Consider the following 16,590-nt stretch of genomic DNA (forward strand, 5'->3'; position numbering starts at 1 on the left):
TGCCGACGGTCCTCTACAGCGCCCGCAACCCTTCGATCACTTCGCGCAGAATCCGTTCGTCGGGCAGTTGGGCGGGTGGCACGGGTCGACTGACGGTGACGCGGCCGAACTCCAGCAGGTCACCGAGGAGTACACGGATCACGCCCACGGGAAGGTCGGCACCGGCGGCGAGTTCGGCCACCGACTGCGTCTCCGTGCGGCACAGGGCGATCAGGGTCCGGTGTTCCGGGCCGAGCGCGGCGTCGTCCGCCACGCCCGGCGCGCCGGGGTCCAGGGTGACCAGGGCGATCAGGTCGAAGCGGACGCCGGTCGGGCCCGGCCGGGTTCGCCCGCCCGTCATGGCGTACGGCCGCACGAGCGGCCCGGCCTCGCCGTCGTACCACTGGCTCCCCGGCTGCGTCGGGACGCCGGTCCTGTCGGTGTTCATGTGCGCGGACCGCCCTCGCGTCTCATCGGGCGGCGGGCGGCCGCGCGGCGGCGCGCGGCGCCGTGTACAGGTGCTCGCCGACGCGTTTGACCAGACGCGCCATCTCGTAGGCGACCAGGCCGATGTCGGCGGTCACGGCGGTCAGCACGGCCAGGCAGGAGCCGTCGCCCGCGGCGGCCACGAACAGGAAGGCGTCGTCCATCTCCACCATGGTCTGGCGCACGCCACCGGCCCCGAAGTGGCGGCCCGCGCCCTTGGCCAGGCTGTGAAAGCCGGAGGCGACGGCGGCGAGGTGCTCCGCGTCCTCACGGCGCAGATCGGTGGACGCGCCCACGGCGAGTCCGTCGTTGGACAGCACCACGGCGTGCCGCACCTCGGCCACGCGCAGCACCAAGTCGTCCAGCAGCCAGTCGAGTTCACCACCCCGCTGGGCAGCCCTCGTGCTCGGATCCTGGATCATGCGCGATCTCCTTCGCTGCTGTCGCTGCCCGTTGTGTGATCCGGGCCGCCACCGCGACCCGGTTGCCTGCCACCGCCGCGCGCCCAGCCGTCCCGGTAGGCCGCCATGCGTTCCCGTACGACCTCCGGGGTGCGCTGCTCGTCGGCGCGGGGACCGGAGGGCCGGTGAGCCGGTTCCTCGGCGCGGTGTCCGCGCAGTTGGGGGGCCAGATTCGCCTGGCGCACCCGGCGGGGCAGTTCGTCCGATGCTTCGACGTCGTCCTCGGGACGGTGCAGGCGCAAGGTGGTCACTCCCGGGGGTGGCGGGTCGGACGCCGGTTCCGCCGTTTCCGCTGCCGGTGCCGACAGCGCCGGCCGGTCGGCGAGGGCGTGCACGGGCTCCATGGGCGGGGCCGCGCCGGGCACGCGCGCGTACTCGCGTTCCACGGGCCGTTGCGGGTCGGCGGCCTTGGCGGGGGAACGTTCCGCCGCGTCGGCGTGCAGGAGGGCGGTCGGCAGCAGGACGACCGCGGTGGTGCCGCCGTAGGGGGAGGTGCTCAGTTGCACCTTGACGCCGTGGCGGACCGCGAGCCTGCTGACCACGAAGAGGCCGAGCCGGTCGCTGTCGAAGAGGTCGAGCGCCTCGGACTGGGCGATGCGCCGGTTGGCCTCGGCCAGGGTTTCCTTGCCCATCCCCAGGCCGCGGTCCTCGACCTCAAGGGCGTAGCCGTTGCCGACGGGTTCTCCCGTGATGCGCACACGGGTGTGCGGAGGCGAGAACTGGGCGGCGTTCTCGACGAGTTCGGCCAGCAGGTGGGTGACGTCGGCGACGGCCGCGCCCACCACGGACGCCTCGGGAAGCTGTCGTACCTCCACGCGCGCGTAGTCCTCGACCTCGGACACGGCCGCGCGCACCACGTTGGTCAGCGACACCGGCATGCGCCAGGCACGGCCGGGGGCCGCCCCGGAGAGGATGATGAGGCTTTCGGCGTGCCGTCGCATCCGGGTGGTGAGGTGGTCGAGGCGGAAGAGGTCGCTGAGTTCGTTCGGGTCGTCGGAGCGGCGTTCCATGCTGTCGAGCAGGGTCAGCTGGCGGTGGACGAGGACCTGGCTGCGGCGGGCGAGGTTGACGAAGACGCCCGAGATGCCGCTGGCGAGTTCGGCGCGCTCGACGGCGGCCCGCAGGGCGGCACGGTGCACGATGCCCAGGGCCTCGGCGACCTGTCCGGCCTCGTCCTCGGCGGGCGGCCCGTGCGGGGCCTCGGAGCGGATGTCGATCTCCTCGCCGGCGCGCAGCTTCCGCATCGCCTCGGGGAGGCTGCGCCGGGCGATCTCCAGGGCGCTGTTGCGCAGGCTCACCAGCTCGACGACGAGACCGCGGCCGATGCGCACGGAGATGACGAGCGAGGCGGCCACGGCGGCGAGGCCCAGGAGGACGGCGGCGCCGGCCGGGGTGAGCAGGCCGCGGGTGAACGGATCGGCCCGGCCGGCGACCTCACGCCTGGCGTCGGCCTCGATGGCGCGCATGCCTGCCTGCACGCGTGCGTGCGCGCTCTTCCAGGTGTCTTGTGACGCCGTGGCCCTCAGCGGGCCCGGAGTGCCGGCCAGGACGCGGTCCTCGGCGGCGCCCACGGCCCTGTAGGCGCTGGTGCGGGCAAGGTCGTGCCAAGTGTCGCGCTCGGTGCCGTTCAGGTCGGCGACGGCGATCACGGTGAGGGTCCGGCGGGTGTCCACCGCGCCCGTGAACAGTCTCAGCCCCTCGCCGCCGAGACCGTCGACGCGGTCCGCGCCGGCCAGTACCGCGTCCTCCTGGGCGAGCGCTTCGCCCGCGCGGGAGAACTCGAGCAGCACGCGTGCGTCGGTGCCGAGGTCGGCGTCCCGGATGCCGCCGAGCGCGCCGTCCGCTCCGAATGCGGTGGCGATGGTCCCCGTGTAACCCCCGTACGCCCGGGTCCAGTTGGTGTCGTGGTCCAGTACGGCGGTGCGCAGGGAAGTCAGCTGTCCGGCGCCGGTGACGAATGCCTTCAGGCGTCGGGCCACGTCTGCGGGGAGTTCCGATCCGTCGGCGACGGTGCTGTCGTCGCCGAGCCGCAGTCTGGCCACGGCCCGGTCGGTGCGGTCCGCCAGCCGCTTGTACTCGTCCCTGTGCCGGGGCGAGGGGTCGGCGGCGCAGCGCACCGCGGCGGTGCGTTCGGCCTGCAGGGCGGCGACGGCCTCGGCGACGGGCGTGCGGATCTCCTCGTCGACGCGCTGCAACTGGCGCAGCCCGGACACGTCCTGGGCGGTGGTGACGGTGGCGTACGCCCACAGGGCCAGCAGCGAGACGACCGGCACCATCAGCAGGCAGACGATCCTGGCCCGGATGGTGCGCGGGCGTATTCGTCGCCGCGTCGCGCGCGTGGGCTGCTCCGGCGGCGCCGTGCCGTCGTACTCCTGCTCGCGCTCGTCGGCCGGCGGACCGGCGTGGGCGCGCCGCCCGCGCGGGAAAGACCCGGAGGGCCTCTCGGCGCCGGTGGTGGACGTCCTACGGGGTGTGCGCATGGACTCCTCGCTCGGGAGTGGTTCGGGATGCGTGCGACCGGACCCGCGCCTAGGGGACGGCGCTCTCGACCGGCCGCTGGGCGGAGGCGGACGCCTCGCGCTCCCCGGTCGTCGGCGACAGCGCGACGAAGGCGGAGGTCAGGAAGAGGTAGGACCCGAGGCCGACGGCGAGGGGGAAGATGAACTGCATCGCCGTGGCCCCGGGCAGCGCCTGGCCGGAGGGCACGACGTGGACCCGCACCGCGAACATCGCGGTGTAGTGCATGCTGGTGACCGCGGCGCCCATGATCAGCGAGGCGACGGTGACGGCGACCGGCGATTTGATGTTGAGCCCCGCCCACAGGGCCGCCGTGGCCGCCACGACGGCGATCAGCACGGAGAGGGCGACGAGGGGCGGGTCGTAGCCGACGTGGCCGTGCAGCCGTACCGCCGCCATGCCCAGGTAGTGCATGCTCGCCACGCCGACGCCGGTGGCGAGTCCGCCCAGGAGCAGTGCCCGGGTGCGGTCCTTGCTGTAGCCGACGGCGAAGACCCCGCCGCAGACGACGAGCATGGCGACGAGCAGGCTCAGGATGGTCAGCGGCACGTCGTAGCGGATGTCGGTGCCGCCGACACCGAAACCGAGCATGGCGACGAAGTGCATGGTCCAGATGCCGGTGCCGATGGCGGAGGCGGCGGTGAGGAGCCAGTTGCGGCGCGAGCGTCCGGTGGCGCCGAGGGCGCGGACCGTGCAGCGCAGCCCGAGGGCGGCGCCTATGCAGGCCATCACGTACGACAGTACGGGGGTCAGCCAGCCGAAGGTGGCGTGGTCCAGGTGTCCCATGACCCCGGGACGCTAGTGGGAGCACAGGCGCACAAAGGGGGCGCATTTCGAAAGGTGTTGCAATATGACGCAGGGGTGCGCCTGAAAGACCGCGTCACGCCCGAACATGCGCACCAGGGCGTCATCCGTGTCGGTGAGGGATCATGCGGAACATGAGCGACGACCACACACATGTGCAGGAGTTCTTCGGCGCCCGCGCCGCCGACTGGGACAGCCGGTTCCCCGACGACGGCCCCGCCTACGCCTCCGCGGTGGCCGACCTCGGGCTGCGCGAGGGCGACCGGGTGCTCGACGCGGGCTGCGGCACCGGGCGGGCCCTGACGCCCCTGCGGGCGGCCGTGGGGGCCACGGGAGTGGTCGTCGGTATCGATCTGACCCCGGCCATGCTGCAGGCCGCCGTGCGGGCGGGCAGGGACCGTGACGGGAAGCTGCTGCTGGCCGACGTGGCCGCGCTGCCGCTGCGGTCGCGGTCACTGGACGCGGTGTTCGCCGCCGGACTGATCGCGCACCTGCCCCGGCCGGCCGACGATCTGCGGGAGTTGGCCCGGGTCGTGCGTCCCGGCGGCGTGCTCGCCCTGTTCCATCCCATCGGCCGGGCGGCGCTCGCCGCACGCCAGGGTCGCCAAATCACCCCGGACGACCTGCGCGCGGAGCCCAACCTCCGGCCGCTGCTGGCCGTTTCGGGGTGGCGGATGACATCGTACGTCGACGAGGACGCCCGGTTCCTCGCGCTGGCCGTGCGGGAGGGGTAGACCGGCTCACTCGCCGGCCGGCACGTCCAGGTGCCGCACGGGGCAACCCCGCACGCCCGGAGCCGGCCAGGTGCCCAGTCGCTCCAGCCTGTAGCCGTCCGGGTAGCCCTTGACCTCCCGGTTCTGCCGCGCGTGGTGCGGTGTGCGTCGCGGCGGCATCAGGCGGACGAGCCGTCCACGCGCGCGTACCCCGCGGCGCACCAACGCGCGCGTGGCGGGGCTCGGCGGTGAGTAGCGGAAGGCCCGCAGGAGGCGGTCGTCGAGCAGGGCGAGAGTCGAGGTGCGCAGGACGGAGGCCAGCGGTCGCGGATACCAGGAGGCCATCAGGTCGAGAGTGGCGTCGGAGACCCGCCGCGCGCCCGCGTCCCACGCGAAGTGGGCCTCCTCGTAGTCGTCGAGAAAGGCTTCGAACTCCTCGTAGGACCCGGGGATGTCCTGGATGCCCATGTGGCGGCCGAGGGTGCGGTAGTGCTCGGCCGTGGCGACGATCTCGTGCCGGGAGAGCCTGCGCCAGCCGTAGGTGTCGATCCACCGCTTGGGCGTCACCACGAACGTGCACAGGACGTAGCGCATGTCGTCGTTGCCGATGTCGTAACTGCGATGCATCTGGTTGATCCGGCGGACCGCCGTGCGGCCCTCGGCGCTGCGGAAGCCGTGCTCCACGACGGCGTCGAGAAGCAGCGTGGTGTCGTCGTACCGCTTCTGCGCCCGCCCGGTCAGCTCCGCGGTCTCGGCGAGCAGCCGGCCGATGGACGGCACCGCGTACGTCCGGTACAGGGCCAGTTCGAGCGCGCGGGTGTAGTCCCACGGGAACTCGTGGGCCGAGCTGAGGCGGTAGATCTCGGATGCGTCCCGGTACGGGTCCATCCGCCGGATCTCCTCGAGCCACGCGAAGCGCTTCACCGCGTCCTCCCCCTTCTGCCGCCGGGACTCCAACTCTACGTTGAGTAGCAGGAGATGGACGATGTGTCAGGGCAACGACGCAGGGGGAAGGCGATCAGCATGTGGGGCAGGCTGCGCAAGTCCGGTACCAGATTCCTCAACGCCGCGCGCGCGGGGATGAGCGAGGGCCGGGACAAACGTACACACAATCTTTTCGAAGCCGCTGCCGCGTACGTCTCGGCGTGCGCCGAGGACGACCAGGAGCGGATCGACGAGGCGGCCGGCTGGGTGTCCCCGGAGGCGCTGTCCTTCGGGGTCAACGAGCTGGCCTGCCGTGCGGTGATCGCGCTGGCGCGGGAGCGTGACGAGTCCCCGCGGGCCGTGGCCCGCACTCTGCTCGGGCTTCCGGCGGCCTGACAGGCGGACCGGTCGAAGGTCGATTCGCCCCGTCCACCCGGAAAACTGCAGCTCCGGGTGTGCTTGCGAGTCGTGACAAGCGCCTTCCGCGCGCATTAGGGTGCGCGCCGTTGGACGAATGATGGGGAGGCTGGGATGGCCGGGACGGACGAGGGCGCCGTCGCCGCCGCGGACGACGCGCTCTATGTGCTCACGGCGGTGCTGCTGACGCCGGCGAAGTTTCCGAGCGTGCTTGGCGACGACTATCCGGAGGCCTGCGCGGCACTCGGCCTCGCGCCGCTCGCCGACGGATACGGCCTGGTGATCGGCCAGGACGGGGACGGCGCGCGGTGGACCGTCGTGGTCGACGACGTGTCGCTGGTCGCCGTCGCCATCGCGTCGTGGGACTGCGGCATGGAGTACGACCTGTCGCCCGACGAGCGTTCGGTCGTGGCCGCTCTGCCGGGCTGGCCGCTCGCGGTAGCCGTCGCGGCGCCGGGCGTGCCCGAGCCGCACGACCCCGATCCCGAGGTCGCGGAGCGTGCTCCGCTGGCGCCCCCGGACACGACCACTTGGGGTCCGGCCCAGCGGCGGCTGGGCGCCGACGAGATCGCGCTCCAGTGGGCCCTGTGGCGGGAGCAGATCGACGACGGCGCCTTCGCGGACCCGGCCGGTGCCTCGGCGACCGGTGACGCCTCGCAGGACGCCGAGAAGGCCGAACAGACCGACTCGGACGGGTCCGGTGAGCCCGCTGGGTCTGGTGAATCCGGTGAGTCGGGTGCCGACGGTCGGCCGGTGAAGGCCAAGGGGCACAACGGGATTCGGCGTGTGCTCGCCGAGGCGCGCGCGTACGTCGAGTCGCCGCCGCCGCTCGGCCGCGTCCGCTCCTCGTTCGCCCCGGGCGACGCGCGCACCCTGCGCGCCGACGGTCCCGGCTGGTCGCTGGTGGCCCGGACCGACGACATCGCGTTCGTGCTGCTCGACGCGGAACCCGGCGAGGTGCTGCCGGTGGGCCGGGGGCCGGAGCTGCCGGGGCTGCTGGAGGCCCTGGACAAGATGGCCGTACGTCCGAGCTGAGCCGACGACCTCGCGCCGCCTGTACTGCTCCCCCATATGGCGGCCGCTTTCCATGGGGTCCCGACCCATGGATGCTCGGAACGCCGGACCGCACCATGAGGCAGCTCTCGGCGCCCGTCTCTCTCGGGCGCCGTTCGTTCAGCGCTGCCTCAGGAGGCCGTCATGCGTACCGTCCGCGGTGTTCCACTCGCTGTCGCAACATTGCTCGCGGCGGCTCTGGCCTGGCCGGTCCATGCGTCGGCCGCGGCAGTGGGCGGGGAGCACTGCACCGGGCAGGAGCGGGTGCGCGTACCGGGCGCGGCCCTGCAGCGCGGCGCGTGTCTGCCCGATCTGACCACGGCCGCGCTGGCGGGGACGCCGTACACCGACTCGGCCGATCAGACGGGGCTCACGGCGACCGGCACGCGCACCCCGTCGGGGGTGCCCGGGCTGCAGATCGACGGGTACTTCCCGGACTCCTCCCACTTCAACAACACCCATGGCTGGGCGCACGACGCCCAGTTCGTGATCCGGCTGCCGGACCACTGGAACGGCGGCCTGGTGGTCACCGGCGCGCCCGGCACGCGCCGGCAGTACGCGACGGACAAGGCGATCTCCGACCGGGTGCTGGCCGAGGGCTACGCCTACGCGGCGACCGACAAGGGCAACAGCGGCGCGGACTTCTACCGGGACGGCACCCGTCCCGGTGACGCGATCGCCGAATGGAACGCGCGCACCACGCAGCTCACGCGGGCGGCCAAGCGAGCGGTGGTCCAGCGGTACGGGCACGCCCCGCGGCGCACTTACATGACCGGCATCTCCAACGGCGGTTATCTCACCCGGTGGCAGCTGGAGAACCGTCCGGAGCTGTACGACGGCGGCGTGGACTGGGAGGGCGCGCTGTGGACCCCGGACGGACCCAACCTGCTCACCTCCCTGCCCACCGCGGTGGCCCGGACACTGGGCTCGGCGCGGGACGAGGACATGTACGCGGTCGGTTTCGCGCGCGGCTCCGAGTTCCTGTGGCCGTACCACGAGAAGGCCTACTGGGGGGTCACGCAGAAGATCTACCGCGCCGAGTTCGACCCTGATGACGATTCCGGCTGCCCCGGCCCCTCCGCCGGAAGCACCGCGGACCAGATCCTGGCACCCTGCGCCTCCGACGCCACGTACGACTACGCGGCACGCCCCGCCGCCGTGCACCGGGCGGTGGCCCGTGTGTCGCTGACCGGTCGGATCGGCAGGCCGCTGATCACGCTGCACGGCGACCTCGACGCCCTGCTGCCGAAGGCGGCCGACTCGGACGTGTATGCCCGCATGGTCGGCGCGAGCGGGCGTGGCTCGCTGCACCGCTACTACACGATCCAGGGCGGCACGCACGTCGACGGCCTGTACGACACCTATCCGGACCGGCTGCGGCCCATCCTGCCCTGCTATCGGTCGGCCTTCGACGCGCTGGTCTCCTGGGTGGAGAGGGGCACGCGACCGCCCGCCGACCACACCGTCGCACGTCCTTCGGGCGGCGATGTGGTCGACTCGTGCGCGCTGGCCGATCCGGGACCCTCGTCGCTGTAGCGCCTCAGCGGCCCAGCTCCTTGCGGCTGATGCGGCGCAGCCTGCGCCGCTGTGAGGGGTCCAGCGTGAGGTATGCGGCCGTCGGGACTCCGATGACTATCAGGACCACCGCCCAGAAGGGCAGCCAGATCCACAGGAAGAGCCCGAGCGCCACACCTCCTATGGCGATCTTCGCGTTCCTCGACATGTACGTCGCCTCCTTCGCGGCCACTGCCGCTCTCTGTCCTGAGAACGGGCCCGGGCTCCCCACGGTTCCGGGACGCGACCCTGAGACGACCCTGAGTCGTGACCCCGACTCGTCCCTGAGAGCCCCTTATGACCGTGCCGGCCGGAGGGGCTCCCCCACCTCGTGCAGATGGAGCAGGGCCTGCCGGTAGGAGTCGACGAGCCCGGTCTCCGCGTAGGGGATACCCAACTCCTCGCAGTGGGCGCGCACCAGGGGCTGGGCGAGTCGGAGATGGGGGCGGGGCATGCTGGGGAAGAGGTGGTGCTCGATCTGGTAGTTGAGGCCGCCGAGAAACCAGTCGGTCAGCACTCCGCCGCGGATGTTGCGCGAGGTGAGGACCTGCCGGCGCAGATGTCCCCACCGATCACCGGCCGGGTCCGGCATCTCCATGCCCTTGTGGTTCGGGGCGAACGCCAGTCCCAGGTGCAGGCCGAACAGCGCATGGTGCAAGGCGGCGAACGCGAGCGCCTTGCCGGGCGACAGCGAGGTGAGCAGCAGCGTCGCGTACGCGGCGACGTGCGTCACCAGGAGGCCGCCTTCGACCACACGCTCCCGCGGGGGCTGTCGGCGCAGGTCCTTGAAGCCGTGGACCTTCAGGGCGACGCCTTCGAGGACAGTGAGCGGGAAGAAGAGCCAGGCCTGGTTGCGGGTGAGCCAACGGCGGAAGCCCGAACGGTGTGCCGCCTGTGCGGCGGTGAAGACCAGGACGTCGGCGACGACGTCCGGGTCCTTGTCGATGTGGTTGGGGTTGGAGTGGTGGCGGTTGTGCTTGTCGTTCCACCAGGCGTAGCTCATCCCCAGGAGCAGGTTGCCGTGGATCAGGCCGATGATCCGGGAGCGGGTCCTGTCGCCGGTGATCTGGGAGTGTCCGGCGTCGTGGCCTATGAACGCGGTGCGTGCGGAGAAGATCGCCAGCGGCGGGGCCAGGAGCAGGGACCACCAGGAGTCGCCGATGAGGGCGACTCCGGTGACCACGCACGCGAGGGCGAGGGCGTTGGCGGCGATGCCCAGCGCGTACCAGGTGTGGCGCCGCTCCAGGAGGCCCTGGCCCTTGACCGTGCGCAGGAGATGCGTGAACTCGCTTGCGGAGGGCGGGGCGGCGCGCGCGGCGGGGATCGGTTCGACGACGGCTGTGACGGGCTCGGGCATGTCCGGTCTCCGGCTCTTCGGGCAACGGTCTGACCTCAGGAAACGTACGGACCGGCGACGCTCGGCGACCATGGCGCCACCACCCGTGTACGGCCTGGTGCCAGCCCGCGGCAGGCACGGGGGTTGACAGCACCCGTGGGGTGAGGAATTCCTGCGGGCGGCGACCGCGGCGGATCTTCTGCCGCATTGCTGTACCCTCGACCCCCCGACCCCGGTAGTCAAATTTGAGGAGTGCGGTATCGCCGTGCAGAGGATCCCTCTGGCCACCCTGTCCGAGATGCATGAACTGGCCCGCTGCCGCGCTGTCTTCCTGCCCGGCGACCCGGCGCGTGACGGCGGCGTCGCCTTCTGGCGGCCCGACGGCACCGTCCCTCCCTCCGTGACGGCCGGAACCGCCCGGGAGGTGGGCCTCGTGCTGCCCGGCGAGAACGGCCCCGAACGGGTCGACGTGCCCGCCGCCGTGCTGCCGGTGCGGGCGGCACTGCCGGTCCTCACGCGCGCGGGTGCCGAGGCGAACGGCCCCGGGCGACGGTGTTCTGGGGCGCCGCGGCCCTGCTCGCGCTGCATCTGGTGGCACGTGGACTGCTGCTGCCCGGTCTGTCGCCCGGCGACCACGACGCCTGGCGCGTCGGTCCGCTGTCGCCGGAGCATGCCGAGCGCGTGCGCCGACTGGCCGCCGCGATGCCGCCGGAGGCGCACGCCATACCGTTGAACGCCACCGCGCCCTGGCGTCTGCCGGACCCGGAACGGTTGCTGCGCGCCTTCCTGGACGCCGTCGCCGACACCTTGCCGCGCTCCCCCGCGGCACCCCTGGTGACCGGCGGACCCGCCTACGCGGCGCGCGAAGCGCGGCGCATGCCGGAACTGCGGGACTGGGCCACCGATGTCGCCTCGGGGCACGATGCCGGGGTACGGCTGTCGTTGCGGATCGAGGTGACCGGCCTCGCGGACCCGGCAGAGGACGACGCGGCGGTGACCTTCCGGGCGGTGCCCCAGGTGCACGGCGTGAACGATCCGGGGCTCGTGGCGGATGCTGCGGACATGTGGGACGCCGCCGCGGACACCGCCAGGGGATTCGGCCCCCGCGCGCGTCTCGACACTCTGTTGGCGTTGCGGCGCGCGGCCCGGGCCTGGCCGCCGCTCGCGCCGCTGCTGGCGGCGGGCGTGCCGGACGCGGTCGAGCTCGCCGACGAGGAGATCACCGATCTCCTCTCCGAGGGCGCCCGGGCGCTCGCCGCGGCCGGAGTCGACGTGCACTGGCCGAAGGAGCCGGCCCGCGGGCTGACCGTCGGCGCGGCGATCGGTCCGCCGGAGGGCGAAGCGACGGCCCACGGGAGCGACTCCGACGCGTCTCCGTGGCTGTCCGTCGACGCGCTGCTCGCCTTCGACTGGCGTTTCGCGCTGGGCGACCGGCGGCTGACCCGGGAGGAGCTGGATCTGCTGGCCGAGGCCAAGCGCCCCGTCGTGCGGCTGCACGACCAGTGGGTCCTGGTCGACCCCGGGGAGGTCCAGCGGGCCCGCGCCCGGCAGGCTCGCCGGATCGCGCCAGTCGAAGCCCTCGGCGCCGCCCTGACGGGCTCCACCGAGGTCGACGGCCACCTGGTCGCCGTACACCCCACGGGCTGGCTCGAAGCCCTGCGCGAGCGGCTCGCGGATCCCGAGGCGCACGAGCCCGTCGGACAGCCCGCCGCGCTCGCAGCGACGCTGCGGGACTACCAGCTGCGGGGCCTGACTTGGCTTGCGCGGACGACGTCCCTGGGCCTGGGCTGCTGTCTTGCCGACGACATGGGGCTCGGCAAGACGATCACGCTGATCGCCCTGCATCTGCACCGGCAGACCGAGACAGTGACGGCCGGTCCCACCCTCGTGGTGTGTCCGACGTCGCTGATGGGCAACTGGCAGCGGGAGACAGAGCGGTTCGCACCCGGCACGCGCGTGCGCCGTTTCCACGGACCCGGCCGGGGCCTGGAGGGCGTAGCCGAGGGCGAGTTGGTGCTGACCACGTACGGCACGCTGCGCCTGGACGCCGGCCGACTCGGGGAGGTGCCCTGGGGGATGGTCGTGGCGGACGAGGCGCAGCATGTGAAGAACCCGTACTCGGCGACCGCGCGACAGCTGCGTTCCATCGGCGCACGCGCGCGCGTGGCGCTCACCGGCACTCCGGTGGAGAACAACCTGTCGGAGCTGTGGGCGATTCTCGACTGGACGACCCCGGGGCTGCTGGGCCGGCTCGGCACCTTCCGCAGCCGGTATGCGCGGGCGGTGGAGAACGGCGGGGACCCGGCCGCCGCCGAGCGGCTCTCCCGGCTGGTACGGCCGTTCCTGCTGCGGCGGCGCAAGTCGGACCCGGGAATCGCGCCCGAGTTGCCGCCGAAGACCGAGACGGACCGCGCCGTGGCGCTCACCGAGGAACAGGCCGCGCTCTACGAGGCGGTGGTGCGCGAGACTCTGGCGGAGATCTCCGGGGCCGACAGCATGGCGCGGCGCGGACTGATCGTGAAGCTGCTGACGGGGCTGAAGCAGATCTGCAACCATCCGGCGCAGTTCCTCAAGGAGGAGCTGCCGAGGACCGAGGGGCGATCCGGGAAGCTGGAACTGCTGGACGAACTGCTCGACACCATCCTCTCCGAGGGGGCGAGCGTTCTGGTCTTCACCCAGTACGTGCGCATGGCACGCCTGTTGGAACGGCATCTGACGGCACGTGGAGTGCCGTCTCAGCTCTTGCACGGCGGCACGCCCGTCGCCGGCCGGGAGGCGATGGTGCGGCAGTTCCAGGACGGCGAGGTGCCCGTTTTCCTGCTGTCGTTGAAGGCCGCGGGCACGGGCCTGAACCTCACGCGCGCCGAACACGTCGTGCACTACGACCGCTGGTGGAACCCGGCCGTCGAGGCCCAGGCCACCGACCGGGCCCACCGGATCGGCCAGAGCCGGCACGTGCAGGTGCACCGGCTGATCGCGGAGGGAACCGTCGAGGACCGCATCGCCGAGATGCTGGCCCGCAAGCAGAGGCTCGCGGAGGCGGTACTGGGCTCCGGCGAGGCCGCTCTCACCGAGCTGACGGATTCCGAACTGGCCGATCTGGTCGAGCTGCGAGGGGGCACACGATGAACCGGCACGACGCAGACACCGAGCGCACGTTCGCGCCGCTGCCGCCCGCGCACGGGCGGGCCTTCGCGCACACGTGGTGGGGCCGGGCCTGGCTGAAGGCGCTGGAGGACGCGGCACTGGACTCGGCCCAGCTCAAGGCCGGGCGCAGGCTCGCGCGCGCGGGAGCCGTGGGCGCTGTGTCCGTCCGGCCGGGGCGCATCACCGCCGTGGTCCAGGACCGCGACCACAGCGCGTGCCGGGCCGACGTGCTGTTGGCGGAGCTGGACGGCGAGCAGTGGAACCGCCTGCTGGACATGACGGTCGAGCGGGCCGGACACGTCGCGGCCCTCCTGGACCGCGACATGCCGCCGCACCTGGTGGAGGACGCTGCGGCAGCCGGTGTGGAACTGCTGCCGGGCATGGGCGACCTGGAGGCGCAGTGCGACTGCGGCGCCTGGGACCACTGCGGGCACACGGCGGCACTGTGCTACCAGGTGGCACGGCTGCTGGACGAGGACCCCCTGGTCCTGCTGCTGATGCGCGGACGGGGTGAACGGACGCTGCTGGCCGACCTCCAGGCCCGCAGTGCCTCACCCGCCACGGAGGCATCCTCAGAAGCGGGCACGGACGCCGCGGAGGCATCCGTGGACGAGGGCGTGGACGCCGTGGAGGCGTATGCGATCGGCGGCATCCTGCCGCCGCTGCCGGCCCTGCCGGAGCTGCCCGCGGAGCCCGGCACGCCGCCCGCGCTCGACACCGACACCCCGCCTCCTGCGGGCGTCGATCCGGACGCGCTCCGGCACCTGGCCGCCCGGACGGCCGCGGAGGCACACCGGCTGCTCGCGGAAGCGCTGCACACCGGGACGGAACAACCAGGTTCCGCCGAGGAGTTGACGACCGCCCAGGACGCGGTGCGGCTGGCTCTCGGCGGGCCTGTGGAGGCAGTGGCGGATCGGCTGGCCCAGGGCTCGGGGCGTGATCGGGAGGGGCTGGCGTCGGCCACGCGCGCGTGGGAGTTCGGAGGTGCGGCCGCCCTTGCCGTACTGGAGGAGGAATGGGCCGTCTCGGGCGAAACGCTCACTCGGGCGCGTGACGCCCTTGAGAGGGCGTGGGAAGACGAAGAACGGCCGTCGTTGCGGTCGGTCGGCAACCGGTGGACGGTCGTGGGCGCGCCGGTCCAGTTGCGGCTGGGGCGGAATGGGCGTTGGTGGCCGTATCGCGAGGAGCGCGGGCGCTGGGTACCCGCCGGCGGGGCGTCCCGGGATCCGGCGACAGCGCTTGCCTCGCTGAAGGCGGCTACCGAGGACGATGACGGCTGACGCCAGTCAGCGCGGCGCGGCTCCCTCCGACGTCGGATCGCGAGTCACGGCAGGTCGAGGCCGCCCAAGGACGGGATCAGCGACTCGATGCCGCTCGGGATCTCGCTCGGCAGTCGGCTGGGCAGCTTCGACGGCAGTTCGCTGGGCAACTTTGTCGGAAGGCCGGAGGTGGGGGACGGTGAGCCGCCGGTACCCGTGCTGCTGCGGTCCGGCGACTTCTTGTCGGGTGAACCGTCGTGCCGGGAGGTCGCCATGAGCACGACGACAGCGACGGCCGCCATCGCGGCGAGCGCCACCAGCACGACGAAGAGCGGGCTTCGCCGCCTCCCGGGCCCCGGCGGCCGGTCCGGGCCCTCCGGCGGCCGGGGGCCCGGCGGCCAGTCGTCGTAGGAGGGCGGTCCGAAGCCACCCGGAGGCGGCGTGTCACCCGGCGGTCCGGGCGGGCGAGGCGGTACCGGCGGCATGGCCATACCGTCCAGAGTCGCCTCGGACCGGACGACGCGCGAGCCCCGCACGGAACTTGATACGGCCCCATTCCATGGACTGCACGATTCCGGCGTATTCCGTGCGGAGCCCGTTCACGGACGCACGCATTCCGTCCGCTCACGCGCGCGTGAGCGCCGTTCGGCGAGCGCGCGCGAGGACGTGCGTGCGCGTGAGTGCTCAGCCGCGCGCCCCCAGCAGGTGGTCCATCGCCAGCTGGTCGAGCCTCTCGAAGGCCATCCCGCGGGCGGCGACCGCCTCGACGTCGAAGTCCTCGAAGGCGCTGCGGTCGGCCAGGAGTGCCTCCAGGCCGTCCTCCGCGGTCTGCTGGGCGAGCTGGTCCAGTCGCGAGGCGCGCAGGGCCTCCTGCACCTCCGGGTCGGCACGGAAGGCGACGGCGCGCTCCTTGAGGATCAGGTAGTTGCGCATGCAGCCCGCCGCCGACGCCCACACGCCGTCGAGGTCCTCGGTCCGCGGCGGCTTGAAGTCGAAGTGCTTCGGGCCCGCGTAGCCGGCGCTCTCCAGGAGGTCGACCAGCCAGAACGCGGCACGCAGGTCGCCGGCGCCGAAGCGCAGGTCCTGGTCGTACTTGATGCCGGACTGGCCGTTGAGGTCGATGTGGAAGAGCTTGCCCGCCCACAGGGCCTGCGCGATGCCGTGCGGGAAGTTCAGCCCGGCCATCTGCTCGTGGCCGACCTCGGGGTTGACGCCGTACATCTCGGGGCGCTCCAGGCGCTCGATGAACGCCAGGGCGTGACCCACGGTGGGCAGCAGGATGTCGCCGCGCGGCTCGTTCGGCTTCGGCTCGATGGCGAACTTCAGGTCGTAGCCCTGGGAGGTGACGTACTCGCCGAGCAGGTCGAAGGCCTCCTTCATGCGGTCCAGGGCGACCCGTACGTCCTTGGCGGCGCCGGACTCGGCGCCCTCGCGTCCGCCCCAGGCGACATAGGTCTTCGCGCCCAGCTCGACCGCGAGGTCGATGTTGCGGATGGTCTTGCGCAGGGCGTAGCGGCGCACCTCGCGGTCGTTGGCGGTGAACGCGCCGTCCTTGAAGACCGGATGGGTGAAGAGGTTCGTGGTGGCCATCGGCACGGTCATGCCGGTCGTGTCGAGGGCCTGGCGGAAGCGCTTGATGTGCGACTCGCGCTCGCTGTCGGAGGATCCGAAGGGGATCAGGTCGTCGTCGTGGAAAGTGACGCCGTAGGCGCCGAGCTCGCTCAGGCGCTGCACCGTCTCGACCGGGTCGAGGGCACGCCGCGTGGCGTCGCCGAACGGGTCCCTTCCCTGCCAGCCGACGGTCCACAGGCCGAAGGTGAACCTGTCCTCGGGGGTGGGCTGGTAGCTCATGCCGCGGCTCCTTGCTTCGCAGACTGTCGTGCGGACTATGGCGAACTATTTCGTCATGGCCGTTTACAAATTAGTATGCGGACGCAGCC

The 16,590-nt window shown here is 72.5% G+C and carries 14 protein-coding genes and 1 pseudogene; 6 read left to right on the plus strand and 9 right to left on the minus strand.

Features of this window, described 5'->3' with window-relative positions:
* Positions 1-13: 13 nt before the first annotated feature.
* The 4 genes from FBY22_RS26010 to FBY22_RS26025 are packed head-to-tail and all read right to left on the minus strand — an operon-like array spanning position 14 to position 4,229.
* Entirely contained in the window at positions 14-427 is a 414-nt protein-coding gene (locus tag FBY22_RS26010; RefSeq protein ID WP_142149860.1) for a DUF742 domain-containing protein, read from the minus strand.
* A gap of 22 nt (positions 428-449) precedes the next feature.
* Complete coding sequence (locus FBY22_RS26015; protein WP_142149862.1) at positions 450-887, minus strand: roadblock/LC7 domain-containing protein; 438 nt, start codon at positions 885-887, stop codon at positions 450-452.
* Complete coding sequence (locus tag FBY22_RS26020) at positions 884-3,406, minus strand: nitrate- and nitrite sensing domain-containing protein (RefSeq protein ID WP_142149864.1); 2,523 nt, start codon at positions 3,404-3,406, stop codon at positions 884-886. The genes FBY22_RS26015 and FBY22_RS26020 overlap by 4 nt, the downstream gene beginning before the upstream one ends.
* A 49-nt stretch (positions 3,407-3,455) precedes the next feature.
* Positions 3,456-4,229 (minus strand): MHYT domain-containing protein, encoded by a 774-nt coding sequence (locus FBY22_RS26025; protein ID WP_142149866.1) that lies wholly within the window; start codon positions 4,227-4,229, stop codon positions 3,456-3,458.
* Between the two features lie 152 nt (positions 4,230-4,381).
* Here FBY22_RS26025 and FBY22_RS26030 point away from each other — a divergent pair, with 152 nt between their 5' ends.
* Positions 4,382-4,981: a class I SAM-dependent methyltransferase gene (locus FBY22_RS26030; RefSeq protein ID WP_142149868.1), complete on the plus strand. Its 600-nt coding sequence runs from the start codon at positions 4,382-4,384 to the stop codon at positions 4,979-4,981.
* Between the two features lie 6 nt (positions 4,982-4,987).
* On the opposite strand, the gene FBY22_RS26035 is transcribed toward FBY22_RS26030, so the two are convergent.
* Entirely contained in the window at positions 4,988-5,884 is an 897-nt protein-coding gene (locus tag FBY22_RS26035) for an oxygenase MpaB family protein (protein ID WP_174267268.1), read from the minus strand.
* Positions 5,885-5,983: 99 nt separating this feature from the next.
* On the opposite strand from FBY22_RS26035, the gene FBY22_RS26040 reads away from it, so the two are divergent.
* The 3 genes from FBY22_RS26040 to FBY22_RS26050 all read left to right on the plus strand — a co-directional run bounded on the left by FBY22_RS26040 (position 5,984) and on the right by FBY22_RS26050 (position 8,890).
* A complete protein-coding gene (locus FBY22_RS26040) occupies positions 5,984-6,280 on the plus strand; it encodes a hypothetical protein (protein WP_142152524.1) in 297 nt (98 codons plus the stop codon).
* Between the two features lie 135 nt (positions 6,281-6,415).
* Entirely contained in the window at positions 6,416-7,336 is a 921-nt protein-coding gene (locus tag FBY22_RS26045; protein WP_142149870.1) for a hypothetical protein, read from the plus strand.
* A gap of 162 nt (positions 7,337-7,498) precedes the next feature.
* On the plus strand, positions 7,499-8,890 hold the full coding sequence (locus tag FBY22_RS26050) for a tannase/feruloyl esterase family alpha/beta hydrolase (protein ID WP_142149872.1): 1,392 nt from the start codon (positions 7,499-7,501) through the stop codon (positions 8,888-8,890).
* Between the two features lie 4 nt (positions 8,891-8,894).
* Here the strand turns inward: FBY22_RS26050 and FBY22_RS26055 are convergent, their stop codons facing one another.
* Complete coding sequence (locus FBY22_RS26055; protein WP_142149874.1) at positions 8,895-9,077, minus strand: hypothetical protein; 183 nt, start codon at positions 9,075-9,077, stop codon at positions 8,895-8,897.
* A 126-nt stretch (positions 9,078-9,203) separates the two neighbouring features.
* On the minus strand, positions 9,204-10,265 hold the full coding sequence (locus FBY22_RS26060; protein ID WP_142149876.1) for an acyl-CoA desaturase: 1,062 nt from the start codon (positions 10,263-10,265) through the stop codon (positions 9,204-9,206).
* Positions 10,266-10,542: 277 nt separating this feature from the next.
* Between FBY22_RS26060 and FBY22_RS26065 the strand changes: the two are divergent.
* Both FBY22_RS26065 and FBY22_RS26070 read left to right on the plus strand, forming a co-directional pair.
* Positions 10,543-13,373: pseudogene (locus FBY22_RS26065) on the plus strand (DEAD/DEAH box helicase).
* Positions 13,370-14,671, plus strand: coding sequence for an SWF or SNF family helicase (locus FBY22_RS26070; protein ID WP_142149878.1), 1,302 nt, complete (start codon positions 13,370-13,372; stop codon positions 14,669-14,671). Before FBY22_RS26065 ends, FBY22_RS26070 begins: the two are co-directional and overlap by 4 nt.
* Before the next feature lie 44 nt (positions 14,672-14,715).
* Here FBY22_RS26070 and FBY22_RS44290 read toward each other — a convergent pair whose 3' ends face one another.
* Complete coding sequence (locus tag FBY22_RS44290) at positions 14,716-14,973, minus strand: hypothetical protein (protein WP_260845157.1); 258 nt, start codon at positions 14,971-14,973, stop codon at positions 14,716-14,718.
* 361 nt (positions 14,974-15,334) lie between these two features.
* The gene (gene xylA / locus FBY22_RS26080) at positions 15,335-16,501 is read right to left on the minus strand and encodes a xylose isomerase (protein ID WP_142149882.1); all 1,167 of its coding nucleotides are present in this window, start codon (positions 16,499-16,501) and stop codon (positions 15,335-15,337) included.
* Between the last annotated feature and the right edge of the window lie 89 nt (positions 16,502-16,590).

Origin of the sequence: Streptomyces sp. SLBN-31, from assembly GCF_006715395.1 — a bacterium.
Lineage (GTDB): Bacteria > Actinomycetota > Actinomycetes > Streptomycetales > Streptomycetaceae > Streptomyces.